The sequence below is a fragment of the Streptomyces sp. CRCS-T-1 genome, assembly GCF_024442335.1.
In the GTDB taxonomy this organism is placed as follows: Bacteria; Actinomycetota; Actinomycetes; order Streptomycetales; family Streptomycetaceae; genus Streptomyces; species Streptomyces koelreuteriae.
This window is the reverse complement of record NZ_CP101651.1, coordinates 2,195,789-2,217,044: the sequence shown is the minus strand read 5'-3', so window position 1 is coordinate 2,217,044 and position 21,256 is coordinate 2,195,789. Positions and strand designations below refer to the sequence as shown.

The 21,256-nt window shown below is 71.1% G+C and carries 23 protein-coding genes; 20 read left to right on the top strand and 3 right to left on the bottom strand.

The window, feature by feature from the left end:
- The first annotated feature begins 17 nt into the window (after nucleotides 1-17).
- Both NNW99_RS09670 and ffh read left to right on the top strand, forming a co-directional pair.
- Nucleotides 18-2,465 (top strand): [protein-PII] uridylyltransferase, encoded by a 2,448-nt coding sequence (locus tag NNW99_RS09670; protein WP_215118298.1) that lies wholly within the window; start codon nucleotides 18-20, stop codon nucleotides 2,463-2,465.
- A gap of 81 nt (nucleotides 2,466-2,546) precedes the next feature.
- A complete protein-coding gene (ffh, locus tag NNW99_RS09665; RefSeq protein ID WP_215118297.1) occupies nucleotides 2,547-4,097 on the top strand; it encodes a signal recognition particle protein in 1,551 nt (516 codons plus the stop codon).
- A 74-nt stretch (nucleotides 4,098-4,171) separates the two neighbouring features.
- Here the strand turns inward: ffh and NNW99_RS09660 are convergent, their stop codons facing one another.
- The gene (locus NNW99_RS09660; protein WP_215118296.1) at nucleotides 4,172-4,774 is read right to left on the bottom strand and encodes a hypothetical protein; all 603 of its coding nucleotides are present in this window, start codon (nucleotides 4,772-4,774) and stop codon (nucleotides 4,172-4,174) included.
- Nucleotides 4,775-4,913: 139 nt separating this feature from the next.
- A complete protein-coding gene (locus NNW99_RS09655; RefSeq protein WP_215118295.1) occupies nucleotides 4,914-5,768 on the bottom strand; it encodes a class I SAM-dependent methyltransferase in 855 nt (284 codons plus the stop codon).
- A 199-nt stretch (nucleotides 5,769-5,967) separates the two neighbouring features.
- On the opposite strand from NNW99_RS09655, the gene proS reads away from it, so the two are divergent.
- The 18 genes from proS (at nucleotide 5,968) to NNW99_RS09565 (ending at nucleotide 20,572) form a co-directional block, all read left to right on the top strand.
- Nucleotides 5,968-7,383 (top strand): proline--tRNA ligase, encoded by a 1,416-nt coding sequence (proS, locus tag NNW99_RS09650; protein WP_215118294.1) that lies wholly within the window; start codon nucleotides 5,968-5,970, stop codon nucleotides 7,381-7,383.
- 249 nt (nucleotides 7,384-7,632) lie between these two features.
- Nucleotides 7,633-8,241, top strand: a complete 609-nt coding sequence (locus NNW99_RS09645; protein ID WP_184598513.1) for a hypothetical protein — start codon at nucleotides 7,633-7,635, stop codon at nucleotides 8,239-8,241.
- A gap of 284 nt (nucleotides 8,242-8,525) precedes the next feature.
- Nucleotides 8,526-8,945, top strand: coding sequence for a 30S ribosomal protein S16 (gene rpsP, locus NNW99_RS09640; RefSeq protein WP_215118293.1), 420 nt, complete (start codon nucleotides 8,526-8,528; stop codon nucleotides 8,943-8,945).
- A gap of 2 nt (nucleotides 8,946-8,947) precedes the next feature.
- On the top strand, nucleotides 8,948-9,187 hold the full coding sequence (locus tag NNW99_RS09635; RefSeq protein WP_003973401.1) for an RNA-binding protein: 240 nt from the start codon (nucleotides 8,948-8,950) through the stop codon (nucleotides 9,185-9,187).
- An 82-nt stretch (nucleotides 9,188-9,269) separates the two neighbouring features.
- Nucleotides 9,270-9,812: a ribosome maturation factor RimM gene (gene rimM / locus NNW99_RS09630; RefSeq protein WP_215118292.1), complete on the top strand. Its 543-nt coding sequence runs from the start codon at nucleotides 9,270-9,272 to the stop codon at nucleotides 9,810-9,812.
- Nucleotides 9,812-10,645, top strand: a complete 834-nt coding sequence (trmD, locus tag NNW99_RS09625; RefSeq protein ID WP_215118291.1) for a tRNA (guanosine(37)-N1)-methyltransferase TrmD — start codon at nucleotides 9,812-9,814, stop codon at nucleotides 10,643-10,645. The genes rimM and trmD overlap by 1 nt, the downstream gene beginning before the upstream one ends.
- A 135-nt stretch (nucleotides 10,646-10,780) precedes the next feature.
- On the top strand, nucleotides 10,781-11,131 hold the full coding sequence (gene rplS / locus NNW99_RS09620; RefSeq protein WP_030852073.1) for a 50S ribosomal protein L19: 351 nt from the start codon (nucleotides 10,781-10,783) through the stop codon (nucleotides 11,129-11,131).
- Nucleotides 11,132-11,176: 45 nt separating this feature from the next.
- Entirely contained in the window at nucleotides 11,177-11,902 is a 726-nt protein-coding gene (gene lepB, locus NNW99_RS09615; protein ID WP_215118290.1) for a signal peptidase I, read from the top strand.
- The gene (gene lepB, locus NNW99_RS09610) at nucleotides 11,895-12,986 is read left to right on the top strand and encodes a signal peptidase I (protein WP_215118289.1); all 1,092 of its coding nucleotides are present in this window, start codon (nucleotides 11,895-11,897) and stop codon (nucleotides 12,984-12,986) included. Before lepB (NNW99_RS09615) ends, lepB (NNW99_RS09610) begins: the two co-directional genes overlap by 8 nt.
- Nucleotides 12,874-13,836, top strand: a complete 963-nt coding sequence (lepB, locus tag NNW99_RS09605) for a signal peptidase I (RefSeq protein ID WP_215118288.1) — start codon at nucleotides 12,874-12,876, stop codon at nucleotides 13,834-13,836. The genes lepB (NNW99_RS09610) and lepB (NNW99_RS09605) overlap by 113 nt, the downstream gene beginning before the upstream one ends.
- A 51-nt stretch (nucleotides 13,837-13,887) precedes the next feature.
- On the top strand, nucleotides 13,888-14,667 hold the full coding sequence (gene lepB / locus NNW99_RS09600; RefSeq protein ID WP_215118287.1) for a signal peptidase I: 780 nt from the start codon (nucleotides 13,888-13,890) through the stop codon (nucleotides 14,665-14,667).
- Nucleotides 14,657-15,181, top strand: coding sequence for an NUDIX hydrolase (locus NNW99_RS09595; RefSeq protein ID WP_215118286.1), 525 nt, complete (start codon nucleotides 14,657-14,659; stop codon nucleotides 15,179-15,181). Before lepB (NNW99_RS09600) ends, NNW99_RS09595 begins: the two co-directional genes overlap by 11 nt.
- A gap of 56 nt (nucleotides 15,182-15,237) precedes the next feature.
- The gene (locus NNW99_RS09590) at nucleotides 15,238-15,546 is read left to right on the top strand and encodes a DUF2469 domain-containing protein (protein ID WP_003993268.1); all 309 of its coding nucleotides are present in this window, start codon (nucleotides 15,238-15,240) and stop codon (nucleotides 15,544-15,546) included.
- A gap of 77 nt (nucleotides 15,547-15,623) precedes the next feature.
- Nucleotides 15,624-16,025: a YraN family protein gene (locus NNW99_RS09585; RefSeq protein WP_215118285.1), complete on the top strand. Its 402-nt coding sequence runs from the start codon at nucleotides 15,624-15,626 to the stop codon at nucleotides 16,023-16,025.
- Complete coding sequence (locus NNW99_RS09580; RefSeq protein ID WP_215118284.1) at nucleotides 16,025-17,650, top strand: YifB family Mg chelatase-like AAA ATPase; 1,626 nt, start codon at nucleotides 16,025-16,027, stop codon at nucleotides 17,648-17,650. The genes NNW99_RS09585 and NNW99_RS09580 overlap by 1 nt, the downstream gene beginning before the upstream one ends.
- Nucleotides 17,647-18,807: a DNA-processing protein DprA gene (gene dprA / locus NNW99_RS09575; RefSeq protein WP_215118283.1), complete on the top strand. Its 1,161-nt coding sequence runs from the start codon at nucleotides 17,647-17,649 to the stop codon at nucleotides 18,805-18,807. The genes NNW99_RS09580 and dprA overlap by 4 nt, the downstream gene beginning before the upstream one ends.
- Nucleotides 18,808-19,078: 271 nt before the next feature.
- Nucleotides 19,079-19,921: an RNA polymerase sigma factor WhiG gene (whiG, locus tag NNW99_RS09570; protein ID WP_184598498.1), complete on the top strand. Its 843-nt coding sequence runs from the start codon at nucleotides 19,079-19,081 to the stop codon at nucleotides 19,919-19,921.
- Nucleotides 19,922-20,014: 93 nt separating this feature from the next.
- Complete coding sequence (locus NNW99_RS09565; protein WP_215124219.1) at nucleotides 20,015-20,572, top strand: TetR/AcrR family transcriptional regulator; 558 nt, start codon at nucleotides 20,015-20,017, stop codon at nucleotides 20,570-20,572.
- Between the two features lie 110 nt (nucleotides 20,573-20,682).
- Here the strand turns inward: NNW99_RS09565 and NNW99_RS09560 are convergent, their stop codons facing one another.
- Nucleotides 20,683-21,249 (bottom strand): murein hydrolase activator EnvC, encoded by a 567-nt coding sequence (locus tag NNW99_RS09560; RefSeq protein WP_215118282.1) that lies wholly within the window; start codon nucleotides 21,247-21,249, stop codon nucleotides 20,683-20,685.
- Nucleotides 21,250-21,256 lie beyond the last annotated feature (7 nt).

Sequence of the window (21,256 nt, the reverse complement as noted above, 5' to 3'; positions counted from 1 at the left end):
AGAACAGGAGTCGCCGGGTGACGGGTACGGACGTGCAGAAGGAAGCAGAGGACTCGGGACCCAGCGGCTACGCGGCGGCCCGGCTGCGTCTCCTCACCGAGGAGACGCGGTCCGGGCCGCCGCGCCGTTCGGCCCTGGCCGAACTGACGGACGAGTGGCTCACCGGCCTGTTCGCCGCCGGGGCGGAGGGACTGCGCGGGGCCTCCCTGGTCGCCGTCGGCGGCTACGGACGCGGCGAGCTGTCGCCCCGCAGCGACCTCGACCTGCTCCTGCTGCACGACGGCGGCGACCCCAAGGCGGTCGCCGCCCTCGCCGACCGGCTCTGGTATCCCGTCTGGGACCTGGGCCTGGACCTCGACCACTCCGTGCGCACGCCCGCGGAGGCCCGCAAGACGGCCGGCGAGGACCTCAAGGTGCAGCTCGGCCTGCTGGACGCCCGGCACATCGCCGGCGACCTGGGCCTCACCGCCGGGCTGCGCACGGCCGTGCTGGCCGACTGGCGCAACCAGGCGCCCAAGCGCCTCCCCGAACTCCAGGAACTGTGCGCGGAGCGCGCCGAGCGCCAGGGCGAGCTGCAGTACCTGCTGGAGCCCGACCTGAAGGAGGCCCGGGGCGGGCTGCGCGACGCCACCACCCTGCGCGCCGTCGCCGCCTCCTGGCTCGCCGACGCCCCGCGCGAGGGCCTCGCCGACGCCCGGCGCCGGCTGCTCGACGTACGGGACGCCCTGCACCTGGCCACCGGGCGCGCCACCGACCGGCTCGCGCTCCAGGAGCAGGACCAGGTGGCCGCCGAGCTCGGCCTGCTCGACGCAGACACCCTGCTGCGGCAGGTGTACGAGGCGGCACGGCTCGTCTCGTACGCCAGCGATGTCACCTGGCGCGAGGTGGGGCGCGTGCTGCGGTCGCGCGCGGTGCGGCCCAGGCTGCGCGCCATGCTGGGCGGCGGGAAGCCCGTGGCGGAGCGGTCTCCGCTGGCCGAGGGGGTGGTGGAGCAGGACGGCGAGGTGGTGCTCGCCCGTGCCGCGCGCCCCGAGCGCGACCCCGTGCTGCCGCTGCGCGCCGCGGCGGCCGCCGCGCAGGCCGGACTCCCGCTCTCCCTGCACGCCGTACGGCGCATGGCCGCCGCCACGCGCCCAGTGCCCACGCCTTGGCCCGCCGAGGCGCGCGAACAGCTCGTGACCCTGCTCGGCTCCGGCCGCCCGACCGTGGAGGTCTGGGAGGCGCTGGAGGCCGAGGGGCTGATCACCCGGCTGCTGCCCGACTGGGAGCGGGTCCGCTGCCGCCCGCAGCGCAACGCCGTGCACCTGTGGACCGTCGACCGGCACCTCATCGAGACCGCCGTCCAGGCCTCCGAGTTCACCCGCCGGGTCAGCCGCCCCGACCTGCTGCTGGTCGCGGCGCTGCTGCACGACATCGGCAAGGGCTGGCCCGGCGACCACTCCGTGGCCGGCGAGATCATCGCCAAGGACGTGGCCGCCCGCATCGGCTTCGACCGCCACGACGTGACGGTCGTCGCCACCCTCGTACGGCACCATCTGCTCCTCGTCGAGACGGCCACCCGGCGTGACCTGGAGGATCCGGCCACCGTGCGCTCCGTCGCCGACGCCGTCGGCTCCCAGGGCACCCTGGAGCTGCTGCACGCGCTCACCGAGGCCGACGCCCTGGCCACCGGACCGGCCGCCTGGTCGTCCTGGCGCGGCTCGCTCGTCGCCGACCTCGTCAAGCGGGTCGCGGCGGTGCTCGCCGGGGACGCCCCCGACGACCCGGAGGAGGGCGCGCCGACCGCCGAGCAGGAGCGGCTCGCCCTAGAGGCGGCCGCGACGGGCAGTCCGGTCCTCGCCCTGCGGGCGCAGACCGAGCCGCCCGCCGGACAGGAGCCGTCCGGTGATCCCGAGCCGCTGGGTGTGGAACTTCTCATCGCCGTCCCCGACCAGCCGGGCGTGCTGCCCGCGGTCGCCGGTGTCCTCGCCATGCACCGGCTGACCGTGCGCACGGCGGAACTGCGCTCCCTGACCCTCCCGGACGGCGTCGACGGCTCCGTCCTGCTGCTGGACTGGCGGGTCGCCGCCGAGTACGGCTCCCTGCCGCAGGCTGCCCGGCTGCGCGCGGACCTGGTGAGGGCCCTGGACGGCTCCCTGGACATCGCAGGCCGCCTCGCCGAACGGGACGCGGCCTATCCGCGCCGCCGGGGCGTGGTCGCCCCGCCGCCCCGGGTGTCGGTCCACCCCGCCGCCTCTCGGCTGGCCACGGTCATCGAGGTACGCTCCCAGGACGCCCCCGGCCTGCTGTTCCGCATCGGCCGCGCCCTGGAGGACGCGAGCGTGCGGGTGCGCAGCGCGCATGTCTCGACGCTCGGCGCCAACGCCGTGGACGCCTTCTACGTGACCGGCCCGGAGGGCGCGCCCCTGCCCGGGGACGAGGCGGTGTCGGTGGCGCGGAAGCTGGAGGAGACACTGCGTGGGTGAGGCCGACCCGGCGACTTGTCACGCCGGGATACCCTGGAGGGCGATTCCCTGTAGCCACCAACCCTGAGGACCGCGAGCGCCGTGTTCGATACTCTTTCCGATCGCCTCTCAGCGACCTTCAAGAACCTGCGCGGCAAGGGGCGTCTCAGCGAAGCGGACATCGACGCCACGGCCCGGGACATCCGGATCGCCCTCCTCGAGGCGGACGTGGCGCTGCCGGTCGTCCGGACGTTCATCAAGAACGTCAAGGAGCGCGCCCTCGGTGCCGAGGTCAGCAAGGCGCTGAACCCCGCCCAGCAGGTCCTCAAGATCGTCAACGAGGAACTCGTCACCATCCTCGGCGGCGAGACCCGGCGCCTGCGCTTCGCCAAGCAGCCGCCCACCGTGATCATGCTGGCGGGTCTGCAGGGTGCCGGTAAGACCACCCTCGCGGGCAAGCTGGGCCGCTGGCTGAAGGAGCAGGGCCACTCGCCGCTGCTGGTCGCCTGTGACCTCCAGCGCCCGAACGCCGTGAACCAGCTCAGCGTCGTCGCCCAGCGCGCGGGCGTAGGCATCTACGCCCCGGAGCCGGGCAACGGCGTCGGCGACCCGGTCAAGGTCGCCAAGGACTCCATCGAGCACGCCAAGTCCAAGGTCCACGACATCGTGATCGTGGACACCGCCGGCCGCCTGGGCATCGACCAGGAGATGATGCAGCAGGCCGCCGACATCCGGGACGCGGTCAGCCCCGAGGAGATCCTGTTCGTCGTCGACGCGATGATCGGCCAGGACGCGGTCAACACCGCCGAGGCCTTCCGCGACGGCGTCGGCTTCGACGGCGTGGTGCTCTCCAAGCTCGACGGTGACGCCCGCGGTGGTGCGGCCCTGTCGATCCGGCAGATCACCGGCAAGCCGATCATGTTCGCGTCGAACGGCGAGAAGCTCGACGACTTCGACGCCTTCCACCCTGACCGGATGGCCTCCCGCATCCTCGACATGGGTGACCTGCTCACCCTGATCGAGCAGGCGGAGAAGACGTTCAGCCAGGAAGAGGCCGAGAAGATGGCCTCCAAGCTGGCGTCCAAGAAGGGCCAGGACTTCACCCTGGACGACTTCCTGGCCCAGATGGAGCAGGTCCGGAAGATGGGCTCCATCTCCAAGCTGCTCGGCATGCTCCCGGGCATGGGCCAGATGAAGGACCAGATCCAGAACCTCGACGAGCGCGACGTCGACCGTACGGCCGCCATCATCAAGTCGATGACCCCGGCCGAGCGCCAGGAGCCGACGATCATCAACGGCTCGCGCCGCGCCCGTATCGCGCGGGGTTCCGGTGTCGACGTCAGCGCGGTGAAGAACCTGGTCGAGCGCTTCTTCGAGGCCCGCAAGATGATGTCCCGCATGGCCCAGGGCGGCGGCATGCCCGGGATGCCCGGCATGCCGGGCATGGGCGGCGGTCCCGGCCGGACGAAGAAGAAGCAGAAGCAGGCCAAGGGCAAGCAGCGCTCCGGCAACCCGATGAAGCGCAAGCAGCAGGAGCAGGAGGAGGCCGCCCGCCGGGCCGCTGCGGCCGAGGGCGGCGGCGCCTTCGGGCTGCCGCAGCAGGGCGGCAAGGACTTCGAGCTCCCCGACGAGTTCAAGAAGTTCATGGGCTGACGGCCCCTCCCGCACGAACGACACAGAGGGCGCCCCCTTCCGAGAAGGGGGCGCCCTCTGGCGTTGCGGTCAGGTCAGGCGTTGGGGAACTTCCAGACGAAGGGCTCGCCGTCCTCCTCGGACCAGTTGACCTCGACGCTCTTGGCGTTCGCCGGGATCACGTAGGTCTCGCAGAAGACGTGGCTCTCGCCCTGCTTCCAGCTGTCGACGTCGTAGGGGTCCTCGCAGCCCGCGGCGTCCTCGGCCGCGCCGATGAGGACGCTGCCGCGCTGCCCGTCCGCGGAGAGGGTGGTGCTGTCGTGCACGTCGGATCCGTCGGTGAGGGCGGGGCCGCTCTTGTGGGTGTACTTCAGGTACGCGGTGGCCAGCACCTTGCCCTTGACCTTGCTCGGTTCCGAGACGGCCTTGGCGGCCTCGGCCTCGGTGCCCACCTCGACCTTCTGCGCCAGGATCTCGTAGGTGACCTTGCCCGGGTCCTCGTCGACCTTGCCCGTGGCGCTCTCGCCGCTGCCCATCTCGCCGCCGGACGTCGGCTCCGGCGAGGGGGAGACCTTGGCCTTCCCGGTGGCCGGGCTCTTCGCGTCGGCGTTGTCGTCGCCGCCTCCGCAGGCGGTGAGAGACAGGGCGAGAACGGCGACGGGCGCGACGAGACGCAGCGCGGTCGTGTGGTGCGGCAAAGCAGCTCCTGTATGCAGATGTGTAGATCCCCCGAGCGGTGGATCAGATTAAGCGCTCAAGATCCACTTGAGGCCGCCAGAAGCACCGCACCGCGCTTTCTTCACACCATTCACACCTGCACCGGAGAAACTGCGATCTTTATGGAACCCGGGCGATCAGATACCGGAACACATTGGGCATCCACACGGTCCCGTCCTGCCGCTGATGCGGATGCAGTGCCTCGGTCAGCTCCTTGTCGACCTGCACCTGATCGGTCGCGGTCATGGCCGCGTCGAACAGCCCCGTCGACTTGAGCCCGCGCACCGCGCTGTCCACGTCCGCGTAGCCGAAGGGGCACGCCACCCGCCCGGATCCGTCCGGCTTGAGCCCGGCCCGCTGGGCGACGTCCTCCAGGTCGTCACGGAGGGCGGGACGCCAACTGCCCGTGTTGCGCAGCGGCTCCGCCAGCTTCGTGGCGACCCGCAGCACGGACGTCGTGGCGCACCGCTCCGGAGGCCCCCAGCCGGCCAGCACCACGGCCGCACCGCGCTCGGCGAGCGGCGTCGCCTCCGCGAGCAGCTCGCTCATCCCCTCCGAGTCGCCCGCCAGGCACCCGATCGGCTCGAAGGCGGTCACCAGGGTGTACGCCGGAGCAGCCGGCACCTCCGCGTCCCGGGGCGAGCCCTCGACCAGCCGGGCCTCGGCACGCGCGCGCGTGCCCCACGCCTCGGGCCGCAGCCGCTCCCGCGCGAAGGTCATTCTTTCGGGGGAGGAGTCGACACCGGTGACCGCGGCTCCCCGGGCGGCGGCCATCAGCAGGGCGAGCCCGGAGCCGCAGCCGAGGCCGAGCAGCCGCGTGGCGGGACCCACGTCCAGTCGCTCGTGGACGGCCTCGTAGAGCGGTACGAGCATCCGCTCCTGGATCTCGGACCAGTCACGCGCGCGTGCACGCAGGTCCACGCGGGGTGCGGCCCCCGCGTGAGGCAGGTGCTGCCGCACGAGCGTAGGTGTCATAAGTAAGCGCCCCAATCCGCCGAGAGTTGCCTCTTGCCCGATTCCATGGCCCCCGTGACAGTGCGCTCGCACTACCCCCGTATGCCAGGAAACTCCCCCCTCGACCTGTCGTCCAGTGGAATGCGCCCGGGCATGTGAGTTGTCATGTGCCTATGGCGAGATTTCACATTCCGGCAACTTGGGCCCGTACCATCTCGCCATGGCCAAGGCACCCGTACTCACTCCCAGGGCGGACGATTTCCCGCGCTGGTACCAGGACTTGATCACCAAGGCGGAACTCGCCGACAACGGTCCGGTGCGCGGCACCATGGTCATCCGACCGTACGGGTACGGGCTGTGGGAGCGGATGCAGTCCGAGATGGACGCCCGCATCAAGGAGACGGGCACCCAGAACGCGTACTTCCCGCTGCTGATCCCCCAGTCGTACCTGGCCAGGGAAGCGGACCACGTCGAGGGCTTCGCGCCCGAGCTGGCCGTGGTCACCCACGGCGGCGGCAAGGAACTCGAAGAGCCCGCCGTGGTCCGGCCCACCTCCGAGATGATCATCAACGACTACTTCTCGAAGTGGGTGCAGAGCTACCGCGACCTGCCGCTGCTCATCAACCAGTGGGCGAACGTCGTGCGCTGGGAACTGCGGCCCCGCCTGTTCCTGCGCACCTCCGAGTTCCTCTGGCAGGAGGGCCACACCGCACACGCCACCTACGAGGAGGCGCGCGACTTCGCCGCGCACATCCACCGGCAGGTCTACGAGGACTTCATGCTCAACGTCCTCGCGATGGACGTCGTCCCGGGCCGCAAGACGGTCAAGGAACGGTTCGCCGGAGCGGTCAACACCCTCACGCTCGAAGGCATGATGGGCGACGGCAAGGCCCTCCAGATGGCCACCAGCCATGAGCTGGGCCAGAACTTCGCGAAGGCCTTCAACACCCGGTACCTGTCCAAGGACGGCAAGCAGGAACTGGTCTGGCAGACCTCCTGGGGCTCCACCACCCGCATGATCGGCGCCCTGGTGATGATGCACGGCGACGACAACGGCCTGCGGGTCCCGCCGCGGCTCGCGCAGATCCAGGCCGTGGTGCTCGCGATCAAGGGCGACGAGGCGGTTCTGGCCAAGGTCCGCGAGCTCGGCGACCGGCTGAAGGCGGCCGGTGTCCGCGTCCAGGTCGACGACCGCACCGACACCCCCTTCGGCCGCCGCGCCGTCGACTGGGAGCTCAAGGGCGTCCCGGTGCGCATCGAGGTCGGACCGCGCGATCTGGAGAACGGCACGGCGATGCTGGCCCGCCGCATCCCGGGCGGCAAGGAGCCGGTGTCCCTGGACTCCCTGGTGTCGCTGCTGCCCGAGATCCTGGAGGAGGACCAGGCACTGCTGCTGAAGCAGTCCCGCGAGCGCCGCGAGTCCCGTACGACCGAGGTCTCCACCTTCGAGGAGGCCGTCGAGGCGGCCACCGCCGGCGGCTGGGCGCGTATCCCCTGGGCCGTGCTCGGCGAGGAGGGCGAGTCCAAGCTCGCCGATCACGCGGCGACCGTACGGTGTCTGGTCGCGGAGGACGGGTCGGTGCCGGACGCCGACGACGCACCCGGTAACGTCGCCGTCGTGGCACGCGCTTACTGATCGGGACGAAGGCGGCCGAAACGCCTCTTGCGTGCGCGCGGACCTCTGGCTCCCCGGCGCGTGGACCTGATCTACGCGCCGGGGCGTACGCGGAACTACGCACCACCTTGTGGTGAGCTGCGAGGCTTCTCCACAGATCAGCGCAGGCGCCCTCGTCGGGACGCATCAGAGGCAACTGACGGGTACGTGCAAATTATTTGGGATGGCCCGGAATCGGAACACTGTGGCCCCCCGGCTCGTTGTCATTACGTGAGCACGACACAGACACCACCTGTTCTCGCCGCAGAGCTGGCACAGGCGTGGGCCGACATTCAGCGGTACCACCCCGAGTTGCCCGACCTTGCCGCGCCAGAGTCCCTGATCGGGGAGTCGTCGTCCGCGTGCGGTCACGAGCTCTCCTTCGAGCGACTGCTCCATGAGGCAGTCCATGGCATCGCCGCCTCGCGCGGCGTCCGCGACACCTCCCGTGCCGGCCGCTACCACAACCGCAGATTCCTCGCGATCGCCGAGGAGCTGGGCCTGGACCACCCCGAGGAACCGCATCCCAGCAGCGGTTTCTCCCTGGTCACGCTCACCCCCGAGGCGAAGCGCCGCTACCGCCCGACGATGGAACGCCTCCAGCGCGCCCTGAAGGCCCACACGGCCGCGACCTCCTCCGACACCTCCCGCACCTTCCGGGGCCCGGCCGCGCGCCATGGCTCCTCCGGTGGCGGCGTACGCGTCAAGGCGGTCTGCGACTGCGGTCGCAACGTCCGCGTGGTGCCGTCCGTACTCGCCCAGGCGCCGATCGTCTGCGGCGGCTGCGGCAAGCCGTTCCGCATCCCGGACGTCGTGGGGGCGGGAGCGGTGGCTGGCTGACGTCTGCACCGGCATCTCGTGGCTGCCGGTCGAGACGCGCCGCCGGGGTGTGCACCCGACGCATCTCACCTCCGCGCCGGGTGCCGGCCCGGCATGCCCGGGGAGCGGCGCACCCCCGGCAAAGCCGCCCGGCGGGGTGTGGCACAATGGCTAGCTGTACTCGACAGTCGCACAGGACCCCTCTCTCCTCCGGCTGACGCGTCCATCGGGCACTCGGGTACCGCAACCCCACGCGGCTTCTCTCGCCGTGCCCAACCACGTCAAAACCAGGAGAATCCACTCCCGTGGCAGTCAAGATCAAGCTGAAGCGTCTGGGCAAGATCCGTTCGCCTCACTACCGCATCGTCGTCGCCGACTCCCGCACCCGCCGTGACGGCCGTGCGATCGAGGAGATCGGCAAGTACCACCCGACGTACAACCCGTCGGTGATCGAGGTCGACGCCGAGCGTGTGGCGTACTGGCTGGGTGTCGGCGCGCAGCCGACCGAGCCCGTGCTCGCCATCCTCAAGAAGACCGGCGACTGGCAGAAGTACAAGGGCGAGCCCGCCCCGGCTCCGCTGCTGCAGGCCGCCGAGAAGTCGGCCCGCCCGTCGTTCGAGGCCCTTGGTGGCGAGGACGAGGGCAAGGGTGAGGCCATCACCCAGAAGAAGAAGGCTGAGAAGAAGGACGAGGCGGCCGCTGAGTCCGCGTCGACCGAGGCCTGAGCATGCTCGAGGAGGCTCTCGAGCACCTCGTGAAGGGCATCGTCGACAACCCTGACGATGTGCAGGTCGCCTCGCGCAACCTGCGCCGCGGGCGGGTACTCGAGGTCCGGGTGCACCCGGACGACCTCGGCAAGGTGATCGGCCGCAACGGCCGCACCGCACGCGCCCTGCGCACCGTCGTGGGCGCCATCGGCGGTCGCGGTGTCCGCGTCGACCTCGTCGACGTGGACCACGTCCGCTGACGCTTATCGCAACCGGCTCGGGCCGGGGAGGGCCCACAGGGCCGTCCCCGGCCCGCAGTCGTATGACAGGAGAGTTGGACACGTGCAGCTGGTAGTCGCACGGATCGGCCGTGCCCATGGCATCAAGGGCGAGGTCACCGTCGAGGTCCGTACCGACGAGCCGGAGCTCAGGCTCGCGCCCGGCGCCGTACTCGCCACCGATCCCGCCGCCACGGGACCGCTCACCATCGAGACGGGCCGCGTCCACAGCGGCCGTCTCCTGCTGCGCTTCGAGGGCGTCAGCGACCGCACCGGCGCCGAAGCCCTGCGCAACACCCTCCTGATCGCCGAGATCGACCCGGAGGAACTGCCCGAGGGCGAGGACGAGTACTACGACCACCAGCTCATGGACCTCGATGTGGTCACCGCCGACGGCACCGAGGTCGGCCGGATCACGGAGATCTCGCACCTGCCCTCGCAGGACCTGTTCATCGTGGAGCGCCCCGACGGCAGCGAGGTGCTGATCCCCTTCGTCGAGGAGATCGTCGCCGAGATCGACCTCGAGGAGCAGAAGGCCGTCATCACCCCGCCGCCGGGCCTGATCGACGACCGCGCCGAGATCGCCTCCAGCCGGGACGAGTCGTGATGCGCCTCGACGTCGTCACGATCTTCCCCGAGTACCTGGAACCGCTGAACGTCTCCCTCGTCGGCAAGGCACGCGCGCGTGGACAGCTCGACGTCCAGGTGCACGACCTGCGGTCCTGGACCTACGACCGCCACAACACCGTCGACGACACGCCCTACGGCGGCGGCCCCGGCATGGTCATGAAGACCGAGCCCTGGGGAGACGCGCTCGACTCGGTCCTGGCCGACGGCTACGAGACCGGCTCCCGCGAGCCCGCCCTCATCGTGCCCACGCCGAGCGGACGCCCCTTCACCCAGGAACTCGCCGTCCAGCTCTCCGAGCGCCCCTGGCTGATCTTCACGCCGGCCCGCTACGAGGGCATCGACCGGCGGGTCGTCGACGAGTACGCGACACGGATGCCGGTGTACGAGGTGTCCATCGGCGACTACGTCCTGGCCGGCGGCGAGGCGGCCGTCCTCGTCGTCACCGAGGCCGTGGCGCGACTGCTGCCGGGCGTCCTCGGCAACGCCGAGTCCCACCGGGACGACTCCTTCGCGCCCGGTGCCATGGCGAGCCTGCTGGAGGGGCCCGTCTACACCAAGCCGCCCGAGTGGCGCGGCCGGGACATCCCCGACGTGCTGCTCAGCGGCCACCACGGGAAGATCGCCCGCTGGCGCCGGGACGAGGCCCTGAAGCGTACGACCGCGCACCGGCCCGACCTCATCGAGCGGTGCGACCCGAAGGCCTTCGACAAGAAGGACCGCGAGATGCTCTCCATCCTGGGCTGGTCACCGGACCCGGCGGGGGAGCCGTACGGCCGATTTTGGCGCAGGACCGACGGCGTGGAAGAATAGCTCGCTGTTGTGCGTCCGTCCGGCGTGCGCCCCTGCCACAGGGGGAGATGACGCCCGTTCCGACGCGTACAGCCCAGATCCGAAACACCTAGTTTCCGTTGATGACCTGTGGCATCAGCGAAGAAAGCAGACGAAATGTCTCACCTGCTCGACACCGTCGACTCCGCGTCGCTGCGCAGCGACGTCCCGGCCTTCCGCCCGGGTGACACCGTCAACGTCCACGTGCGCGTCATCGAGGGCAACCGCTCCCGTGTGCAGCAGTTCAAGGGCGTTGTGATCCGCCGCCAGGGCTCCGGCGTGCGCGAGACCTTCACGGTCCGCAAGGTCTCCTTCTCCGTCGGCGTCGAGCGCACCTTCCCGGTGCACACCCCGATCGTCGAGAAGATCGAGCTCGTCACCAAGGGTGACGTCCGCCGCGCCAAGCTGTACTACCTGCGCGAGCTGCGCGGCAAGGCCGCGAAGATCAAGGAGAAGCGCGAGAACTGAGCGCTCTCCGGGGTTCGCGTCGGGGCCGGATAACATCTGGCTCCGATGGACACCGAAGCACAGCCGACGGAGCGCGACCGCTCCTCCCGCCCTTCCGACTCCGAGGAGACCTCGGACCCAGGAGCGCCGGAGGAACGGTCGCGTTTCGCGTTGGTGTCGCGTGTCAGCGCCTGGGTACCCGGCGGCCGGATCACTCTGACCCTGCTCACATGCCTGATTTTCCTGCTGCTGCTCAGTACGTTCGTGCTGCGCCCGTTCCAGATCCCCAGCGGATCCATGGAGCGGGGATTGAGGATCGGGGACCGGGTTCTCGTAAATAAGTTGGCGTACCGTTTCGGTGCCCGGCCGCAGCGGGGAGACATCGTCGTGTTCGACGGGACGGGGTACTTCGGGCACGCGGACTACATCAAGCGCGTTGTCGGTGTGGGAGCGGACCGCGTGGTCTGCTGCGACAAGAAGGGGAGGATCCAGGTGAACGGCCGGCCGGTCGACGAGTCGGGCTTCCTGTACCCCGGGGACAGCCCCTCCGAGGTTCCCTTCGACGTCGTGGTGCCCGACGGCACCCTGTTCGTGCTCGGCGACCACCGAGCCGACTCCAGCGACTCCCGCGACCACCTCGGCTCCCCGGGCGGCGGCATGATCCCCGTCGGCGGCGTGATCGGCCGCGCCGACTGGATCGTCTGGCCCTTCGGCCACGCCACCCGGCTGCAGCGCCCGGACGCCTACGCGCGCGTGCCCGCGCCCGCCGACAGGGCGGGCGCCCATGGGTAACCGCGGCAAGCCGCGCGGCGTCGCCACGAGCGCCGCGGAAAACCTGCTGCCCACCGGCGCCCGGCGCGCCGCCAGCCCGTCCGGCGGACGTACCCGCGCCGAGCGGCGCAAGCTTCAGCGCAAGGTCAAGCGGCGCCGCAGGCGCGGCGCCGTCAAGGAGATACCGCTCCTCGTCGGCGTCGCCGTCCTCATAGCCCTCGTGCTGAAGACCTTCCTCGTCCAGGCCTTCGTCATCCCGTCGGGCTCCATGGAGCAGACGATCCAGATCGGCGACCGCGTCCTGGTCGACAAGCTCACCCCGTGGTTCGGCTCCGAGCCGCAGCGCGGGGACGTCGTCGTCTTCAAGGACCCCGGCGGCTGGCTCCAGGACGACCAGACCGCCACCCCGAAGGAAGACCCCGTCGTCATCAAGCAGGTCAAGGAAGGGCTCACCTTCATCGGCCTGCTGCCGTCCGAGGACGAGAAGGACCTCATCAAGCGGGTCGTCGGCGTCGGCGGCGACAAGGTCAAGTGCTGTGACACCCAAGGGCGCGTGACCGTCAACGGCATCCCGCTGAACGAGGACTATCTGTACCCCGGCAACGCCCCGTCCGACACGCCGTTCGAGATCACGGTCCCCCAGGGGCGGTACTGGGTGATGGGCGACCACCGGAACAACTCAGCGGACTCCCGCGCCCACCAGGACACCGACTACGGCGGCACGGTCTCCGAGGACGAGGTCGTGGGCCGCGCCATGGTCATCGCCTGGCCCTTCGGCCACTGGAACATGCTGGAGGAACCGACCACGTACGCCTCCGTGTCCGACTCGGCCACCGGGTCGACCGCTGCCGACCCGCTGTCGCATAGGGTTGCCTCCGACGATTCGAACGGAACGATCCAGCTCCCGACCCCTGCGGAACTCCCGCTCGTTATGGGAGTGGTGGGCCTGCGTCGTGTATGGGGCAGGCGGCGGCACAGAGTGAGGAGTTGGCGTGGGGGATGTGGCGGTCGGCGCACGGTCCGGACACGATGGCGAGGAGCATCGCGGGCACCCCGCGGAATCCGCCGTCCCGGCCGCGGACAGCGCCGTGACCTCCGGGAATGACTCCGGAGCAGCCGAGGGCGACAGGGTGACAGGCACGCACAGCACAGCCGATGGCCAGGGGCCGGGCGGTACGAACCGGACGCCGAAGAAGGCGCGTTCCTTCTGGAAGGAGCTGCCCATCCTGATCGGCATCGCGCTGGTGCTGGCGCTGCTGATCAAGACCTTCCTGGTGCAGGCGTTCTCCATCCCGTCCGACTCGATGCAGAACACGCTCCAGCAGGGCGACCGCGTCCTGGTCGACAAGCTCACCCCCTGGTTCGGCTCCGAGCCCGAGCGCGGAGAGGTCGTCGTCTTCCACGACCCCGACAACTGGCTGGCGGGCGAGCCGACCACGGATCCGAACGCCCTGCAGACGTTCCTCAGCTGGATCGGCCTCATGCCGTCCGCCGAGGAGAAGGACCTCATCAAGCGCGTCGTCGGCGTCGGCGGCGACACGATCGAGTGCAAGGGCACAGGCCCGCTGACGGTCAACGGCAAGGCACTGGACGAGCGGGCGTACGTCTACCCGGGCAACACGCCGTGCAGCGTCGACGACCAGGGCGGCCAGTTCAAGGTCAAGGTCCCCGAGGGCTACATCTGGGTCATGGGCGACCACCGGCAGAACTCCCGGGACTCCCGCTACAACCAGGCGGACCGGCACAAGGGCATGGTCCCGGTGAAGGAGGTCGTCGGGCGGGCCGTCGTCATCGCCTGGCCGATCAACCGCTGGGACAACCTGCCGGTGCCGGACACCTTCGACCAGTCCGGTCTGAACGCCCGGTCGGCCGCGGCCGCCCTTACGGTGGCGCCGCAGGGACTGGCGCTCGCCGGTGCGGTGCCCGTGGTGCTGTGGTGGCGCCGGAAGCGGTGATTCCGACCGCGGGCTGACCACGGCTGGTACCCCCGGGTAGGGTGCGGACCCATGGGTGGCGAGAGCATGACGCACACGGCCCCGCGCAGCGGTGGCACAGGTACGGGCCCGGTGGGCAGCCGGACCGGACAGCGGTTGTCCGGGCTGGCCGTCGCGCTGGGCCTCGTGCTTTTCCTCGGCGGGTTCGCCTGGGGAGCGGTGGTCTACCGGCCTTACACCGTGCCCACCAGTTCCATGACGCCGACGATCGACGCGGGCGACCGGATCCTCGCGCAGCGCGTCGACGGCGATGATGTGCGCCGCGGCGATGTCGTCGTCTTCAAGGACACGACCTGGGCCAACGCGCCGATGGTCAAGCGCGTGGTCGCCATCGGCGGCGACACGGTCTCCTGCTGCCAGGACGGCAAGCTCAAGGTCAACGGCAAGGAGATCGACGAGCCCTACCTGCCCAAGGGCACGGCGGCCGAGATCAGCAACTTCCCGACCGTGACCGTCCCCAAGGGGCGGCTGTTCCTGCTCGGCGACGAGCGCGGCAGCTCCGTGGACTCCACCGCCCATCTGACCGACGCCGCCAGCGGCACGGTGTCGCGCTCCGCCGTCGACGCCCGCGTCGACTCCGTCGTGTACCCGATGAAGGGCATGCTGGAGCGCCCGACCGGCTTCGAGGCGCTCGGCGGCCTCTCCTCGCCCGGACCGCTGCGGACGATCATCGCCGCCGTGATCGCCGGCGCCGTGCTCGTCCTGGGCGGGGGCGCCTACGGCCCGATCGCCAAGCGTGCGGGCGCGGCCCGTGCCCGGCGGGGCGGTGCGGAGCCCGCGGGTGTCCGCTGAGGCCGTGGGGGCGGGCCAGGACTCCTTTGAGGGCGGGCTGCGCAAGGTCGCCCGGGTGGTGCTGCTCGACCCGCAGGACCGCATCCTGCTGCTGCACGGGCACGAGCCGGACGATCCGGCCGACGACTGGTGGTTCACCCCCGGCGGCGGAGTGGAGGGCGACGAGACCCGTGAACAGGCCGCCCTGCGGGAACTCGCCGAGGAGACGGGCATCACCGAGGTGGAGCTCGGCCCGGTGCTGTGGCGGCGGAAGTGCTCGTTCCCGTTCGCGGGCCGCCGCTGGAACCAGGACGAGTGGTACTACCTGGCTCGTACGGACCGTACGGAGATCGCGGCCGCCGGGCTGACCGAGCTGGAGCGGCGCAGTGTCGCCGGAGCGCGCTGGTGGACGTGTCCGGAACTGACCCGGGCACATGAGACGGTGTATCCGACCAGACTCGCCGGGCTGCTGCGTACGCTGCTCGACGAAGGTCCCCCGGCCAGGCCCGTGATCCTTGACCCGGAAATCGTCTAGGGGCTCACAGGACTGGCGCACAATGGTGGGATCGCACGGCTGAAGGGGAACATGCCATGAGCGCCGAGGACCTCGAGAAGTACGAGACCGAGATGGAGCTGAAGCTCTACCGGGAGTACCGCGATGTCGTCGGTCTGTTCAAATACGTGATCGAGACCGAGCGGCGCTTCTACCTGACCAACGACTACGAGATGCAGGTGCACTCGGTCCAGGGTGAGGTGTTCTTCGAGGTGTCCATGGCGGATGCCTGGGTGTGGGACATGTATCGGCCGGCGCGGTTCGTGAAGCAGGTTCGGGTGCTCACGTTCAAGGACGTGAACATCGAGGAGCTGAACAAGAGCGATCTCGAGCTGCCGAGCGGGTGACGCTCACCCGGGTGGGTGAGGGAGTTTTCCACACCCGCTGAGCTGTCCACCAAGATCCACTTCTTGGGGGCGGGTGCGTGATCGTTGGCGCCGGAGGTGGTGCCGACATGAACGCACATCGAGCGCGCAGCGCCATGGGCAAGTACGGCGAGAGCCTGGCCGCGCGGCGGCTGGCCGAGGCAGGTCTGACGGTCGTGGAGCGCAACTGGCGCTCCGGCCGGACGGGTGAGATCGACATCGTGGCCAGGGACGGCGACGTCCTGGTCGTCTGCGAGGTGAAGACCCGCAGGGAGGGTCGCTTCGAGCATCCGATGGCGGCCGTGACCCCGCAGAAGGCGGAGCGGCTGCGGGATCTCGCCGAGCGGTGGATCCAGAGCCACGGGGGCGCACCGCCCGGCGGGGTCCGCATCGACGTGGTCGGCGTGCTGCTGCCGAACCGCGGCGCGGCCGTGGTCGAGCATGTGCGGGGGGTGGCCTGATGGGATTCGCCCGTACGTGTTCGGTGGCGCTGGTGGGCGTCGAGGGTGTGGTCGTCGAGGTCCAGGCCGATCTCGAACCGGGTGTCGCGGCGTTCACGCTGGTGGGGCTGCCCGACAAGAGCCTCACGGAGAGCCGCGACCGGGTGCGCGCCGCGGTCGTCAACTCGGGCGCGGCCTGGCCGCAGAAGAAACTCACGGTGGGCTTGAGCCCGGCCTCCGTCCCCAAGTCCGGCAGCGGCTTCGACCTGGCCGTCGCGGCGGCTGTCCTCGGCGCGGCGGAGCGCATCGACCCCCGGGTCCTCGCCGACATCGTGATGATCGGGGAACTGGGGCTGGACGGGCGGGTACGGCCGGTCCGAGGGGTGCTGCCGGCGGTGCTGGCGGCGGCGGACGCGGGGTATGAGCAGGTGGTGGTGCCGGAATGCGCCGCCGCCGAGGCATCCCTGGTGCCCGGCGTCTCGGTGCTCGGCGTCAGGAGCCTGCGGCAGCTGATCGCCATCCTCGCCGACGAACCCGTGCCCGACGAGGAGTCGGACGAGCAGGGTCGCCCGGACCCGCTCCTCGCCGGGCTGCGCGTGCCGGGAACGGGCGCGGCCACGGGCATGCACAGCGTCGGCGCGGCCCAGCACGACCACGGTCACGACCTCGCGGACGTCGTAGGCCAGACCTCGGCGCGCACCGCGGTGGAGGTGGCCGCGGCGGGCGGACACCACCTCTTCCTCGAAGGGCCTCCCGGCGCGGGCAAGACGATGCTCGCGGAGCGGCTGCCGACCATCCTGCCCCTGCTCGGCCGGCAGGAGTCGCTGGAGGTCACCGCGGTCCACTCGGTGGCGGGCCTGCTGCCCCCGGGGAAGCCGTTGATCGACGTCGCCCCCTACTGCGCCCCGCACCACTCGGCCACGATGCAGGCACTGGTCGGCGGCGGCCCGGGTATCGCGCGGGCCGGAGCGGTGTCGCTGTCCCACCGGGGTGTGCTCTTCCTGGACGAGACGCCCGAGTTCAACAGCCAGGCCCTGGACGCCCTGCGCCAGCCGCTGGAGGCCGGGCACGTGGTGATCGCACGCAGTGCGGGAGTCGTGCGCTTCCCGGCGAAGTTCCTCATGGTGCTCGCGGCCAACCCCTGCCCGTGCGGCCGGTTCTCGCAGCGGGACGACCTGTGCGAATGCCCGCCCTCGGCGATCCGCCGCTACCAGGCCAGGCTCTCCGGCCCCCTGCTCGACCGGGTCGACCTGCGCGTCGAAGTGGACCGCGTCACCCGCACCGAGCTGACCGCCATCGGAGCGCGGGGCGAGTCCACGGCGACGGTCGCCGACCGGGTCAGGGCGGCCCGGGAGAGGGCCACGGAGCGCCTCGCCGGCACTCCCTGGCGCACCAACAGCGAGGTACCCGGCCGCGAGCTGCGAAGCCGCTGGTACGCGGTGCCCGGCGCGATGGACGAGGCCGAGCGGAACCTGGAGCGGGGTGTCCTGACCGCCCGAGGCCTGGACCGCGTCCTGCGGGTGGCCTGGACCGTCGCCGACCTCGTCGGCCACGACCGGCCCGACGCCACGGACGTCGCCCTCGCGCTCCAACTGCGGACCGGTGTGCCCCGGGGCGTCCCGATGGCCATCGGAGCGCTGACGTGAGCGTCGTCGACGAACCGGACGACGAACTGCTCGCCCGGGTGTTCCTCACCCGGGTCCTCGAGCCCGGGGACGAGGTCGGTGGGCGGTGGGTGCGGGAGTTCGGGGTCGGGGAAGTGGTCCGGCGGCTGGTGGAGGGCGGGCGGCCCCTGCCCGGGGTCAGCGGCAAGCGGTGGGCGGGGTTGCTGGCCAGGGCCGGGGTGGCTCGGCCTCGTGAGGACCTGGCCGTCGCCCGGGAGGCCGGGGTGCGCTTCGTGTGGCCAGGGGACCCGGAGTGGCCCGGGCAGCTCGACGATCTCGGGGATGCCCGGCCCCTCGGGCTGTGGGTGAGGGGGCGGGCCGGTCTGCGGATGTGGGCGCTGAGGTCTGTGGCCGTCGTCGGGGCAAGGGCCTGCACCGAGTACGGGGCACACATGGCGGCCACCCTCGCCGCCGGCCTGGCCGAGCAGGGCTGGGTCGTGGTGTCCGGCGGCGCCTACGGAGTCGACGGCGCCGCCCACCGCGGCGCCCTCGGCGCGGGCGGCGCCACCGTCGCCGTCCTCGCCTGCGGCGTCGACCGCCCCTACCCGCGCGGACACACCCAGCTGATCAGCAGAATCGCCGAACAGGGCCTGGTCGTGGGCGAGTTGCCACCCGGCGATCACCCGACGCCGAGCCGGTTCATCCTCCGCAACCGCGTCATCGCGGCGCTCACCCGCGGCACCGTGGTCGTCGAGGCCGCCCACCGCAGCGGCTCCCTGGTCACGGCGCGGGCGGCACAGCGCCTCGGCCGTCACACGATGGGGGTACCGGGCCCGGCCACCAGCGGACTCTCCGCCGGCGTGCACGAACTGCTGCGCGGCGAGGCGGCCCTGGTCACCGACGCCGCCGATGTCGTCGAGCTGGTCGGCGACATCGGACAGCTGGCTCCCGACCGACGTGGCCCCGTCCTGCCCCGGGATCTGCTGGAACCCGCCGCCCGGCAGGTGCTCGCCGCCCTGCCGGGTGGCCGGGCCGCCCCGCCGGACGAGATCGCGCGCCGGGCACAGACCGCACAGGAGGACGCAGTCGCGAGACTGTACGAACTCAGGGCACTCGGTTACGTCGAACGACACGGCGATGGCTGGAAGTTGACACGCCAGGCGGTGATGTCGGTCCGCGATGCTCCCGGGCCATGCTGACCGCCCGTGTTCGGCCGTCCGGGGGAACCTCGACACCCCTTGGAAATGCGCCCAGTTGGGGTCCCGTGGTGATCACACTGAGCGACCGCGGCGATCCGTCGGGACACCTCCGGAACGTATCCGCGTCCGCCTTGGCCTCCGTTCTTCGCACACCGCGACACCGCAGTCACGCTACGCTCACGAGGATCCCGACACGGACAGGCAACTCGACATCAGACAGACAGCTCAGCCCAGCAACACCACTCCGCAGCAGAACGGCACAAGGCGACGAATGCCCCAGCACACCTCCGGGTCCGACCGGGCGGCGATCCCCCCAGCCGCCCGTGACGGTGGCAGCGTACGGCCGCCCGCTCCCTCGACGCTCGACGAGCTGTGGCGGTCGTACAAGGCGACGGGGGACGAGCGGCTGCGGGAGCAGCTGATCCTGCACTACTCGCCGCTCGTGAAGTACGTCGCGGGACGGGTCAGCGTGGGCCTGCCGTCCAACGTGGAGCAGGCGGACTTCGTCTCGTCCGGGGTGTTCGGGCTGATCGACGCGATCGAGAAGTTCGACATCGACCGGGAGATCAAGTTCGAGACATACGCGATCACCCGGATCCGGGGCGCGATGATCGACGAGCTGCGGGCGCTCGACTGGATCCCCCGCTCGGTACGGCAGAAGGCGCGCAACGTGGAGCGGGCGTACGCCACGCTGGAGGCGCGGCTGCGGCGGACGCCGACGGAGGGCGAGGTGGCCGGCGAGCTGGGTATCGCGGTGGAGGAACTCCACGCGGTGTTCAGCCAGTTGTCGCTGGCCAACGTGGTGGCCTTGGAGGAGCTGCTGCACGGCGGGGGTGAGGGCGGCGACGGGCTGAGCGTGATGGACACGCTGGAGGACACCGCCGCCGACAACCCCGTGGAGGTCGCCGAGGACCGGGAGCTGCGGAGGTTCCTGGCGCGGGCGATCAACACGCTGCCCGAGCGCGAGAAGACCGTGGTCACGCTGTACTACTACGAGGGCCTCACCCTGGCCGAGATCGGGAACGTGCTGGGCGTGACCGAGAGCCGGGTCAGCCAGATCCACACCAAGTCGGTGCTGCAGCTCAGAGCGAAACTGGCGAGCTTCGGCCGCTGACCTGGGCGAATGTCGATGGATCGGCGTGAGCCACTCCCGCCGGGCGTGACGCGTCCGTAGAGTGTTGACGTGCCAAGGATTCGAGCGGCCTCCGTGGCCGAGCACCGGTCGATGCAGCGAGCCGCCCTGCTGGACGCGGCTCGTTCCTTGTTGTCCGAGGGCGGTACGGAGGCGCTGACCTTCCCGGCCCTCGCCGAGCGGACGGGCCTCGCGCGATCGTCCGTCTACGAATACTTCCGGTCACGGGCGGCCGTGGTCGAGGAACTGTGCGAGGTCGACTTCCCCGTCTGGGCGGCGGAGGTGTCGGCGGCGATGGAGCGGGCCGAGACCGCCGAGGCCAAGGTCGAGGCGTATGTGCGCCAGCAACTGGAGCTGGTCGGGGACCGGCGGCACCGTGCCGTGGTCGCGATCTCCGCGAGTGAACTCGACGCGGGGGCCCGGGAGAAGATCCGGGCGGCGCACGGCGGGCTGGTCGCGATGATCGTCGAGGCGCTGGCCGAGATGGGTCATGCGCAGCCCCGGCTCGCGGCGATGCTGTTGCAGGGGGTTGTCGACGCGGCCGTGCGGCGGATCGAGCTGGGAGCCGCGGAGGAGCCGGGTGCTATCGCGGAGGCGGCGGTGGGTATGGCGCTGCGGGGTGTGCTGGGCTGAGCGGCGTCGGTGCCGGTGCCAGGGCCGGGTGGGTGCGCTGCCCGGCGTGGCGGGGTGCCGTCCTGCGCCCACCCGTGCCGCCCCCAGCGGCACGCATGCCCGCAGCTGAGTCAGTAGACCGGCAGCAGCCTCGACGGGCCCCTGTGCAGCAGCCATGGGGGCAGTAGCGACAACGGATTCAAGTACGTGTCGCCTCTGCGCAGGCCCCAGTGCACGCACGTGGCCGTGCAGTGGGAGCCCGACGCGTCCACCGTGCCGATCACCTCGCCGGGTGTCACCTCCTCGTCCTCCTTCACCGTCGCCGTCACCGGTTCGTATGTGGTGCGCAGGGGTGGATCGCCGGTTCCCGTGAGTTCCACGGACACGACTCCCTTGCCGGCCACCCGGCCCGCGAAGGAGACCCGGCCCCCGGCCACCGCCCGTACCGGTGTGCCCGGCGGCGCCGCCAGGTCCACGCCCCGGTGGCCCGGGCCGTACGCCGTCGCCGGGGGTTCCCAGCCGCGCAGGACCTGCGGGCGTAAACCGACGGGCCAGGCGCGTCCCACCGCCGGAACGGTGGTGTCCGGGCCGGGCGGGGCCGCGAACAGCCGGGGCGGCGGGGACAGCAGGACGGCCGCCGTCAGGACCAGCAGCAGGATCAGCCGCGTACACACACGCACACATCGCTTCGCTCGCATGCGCAGA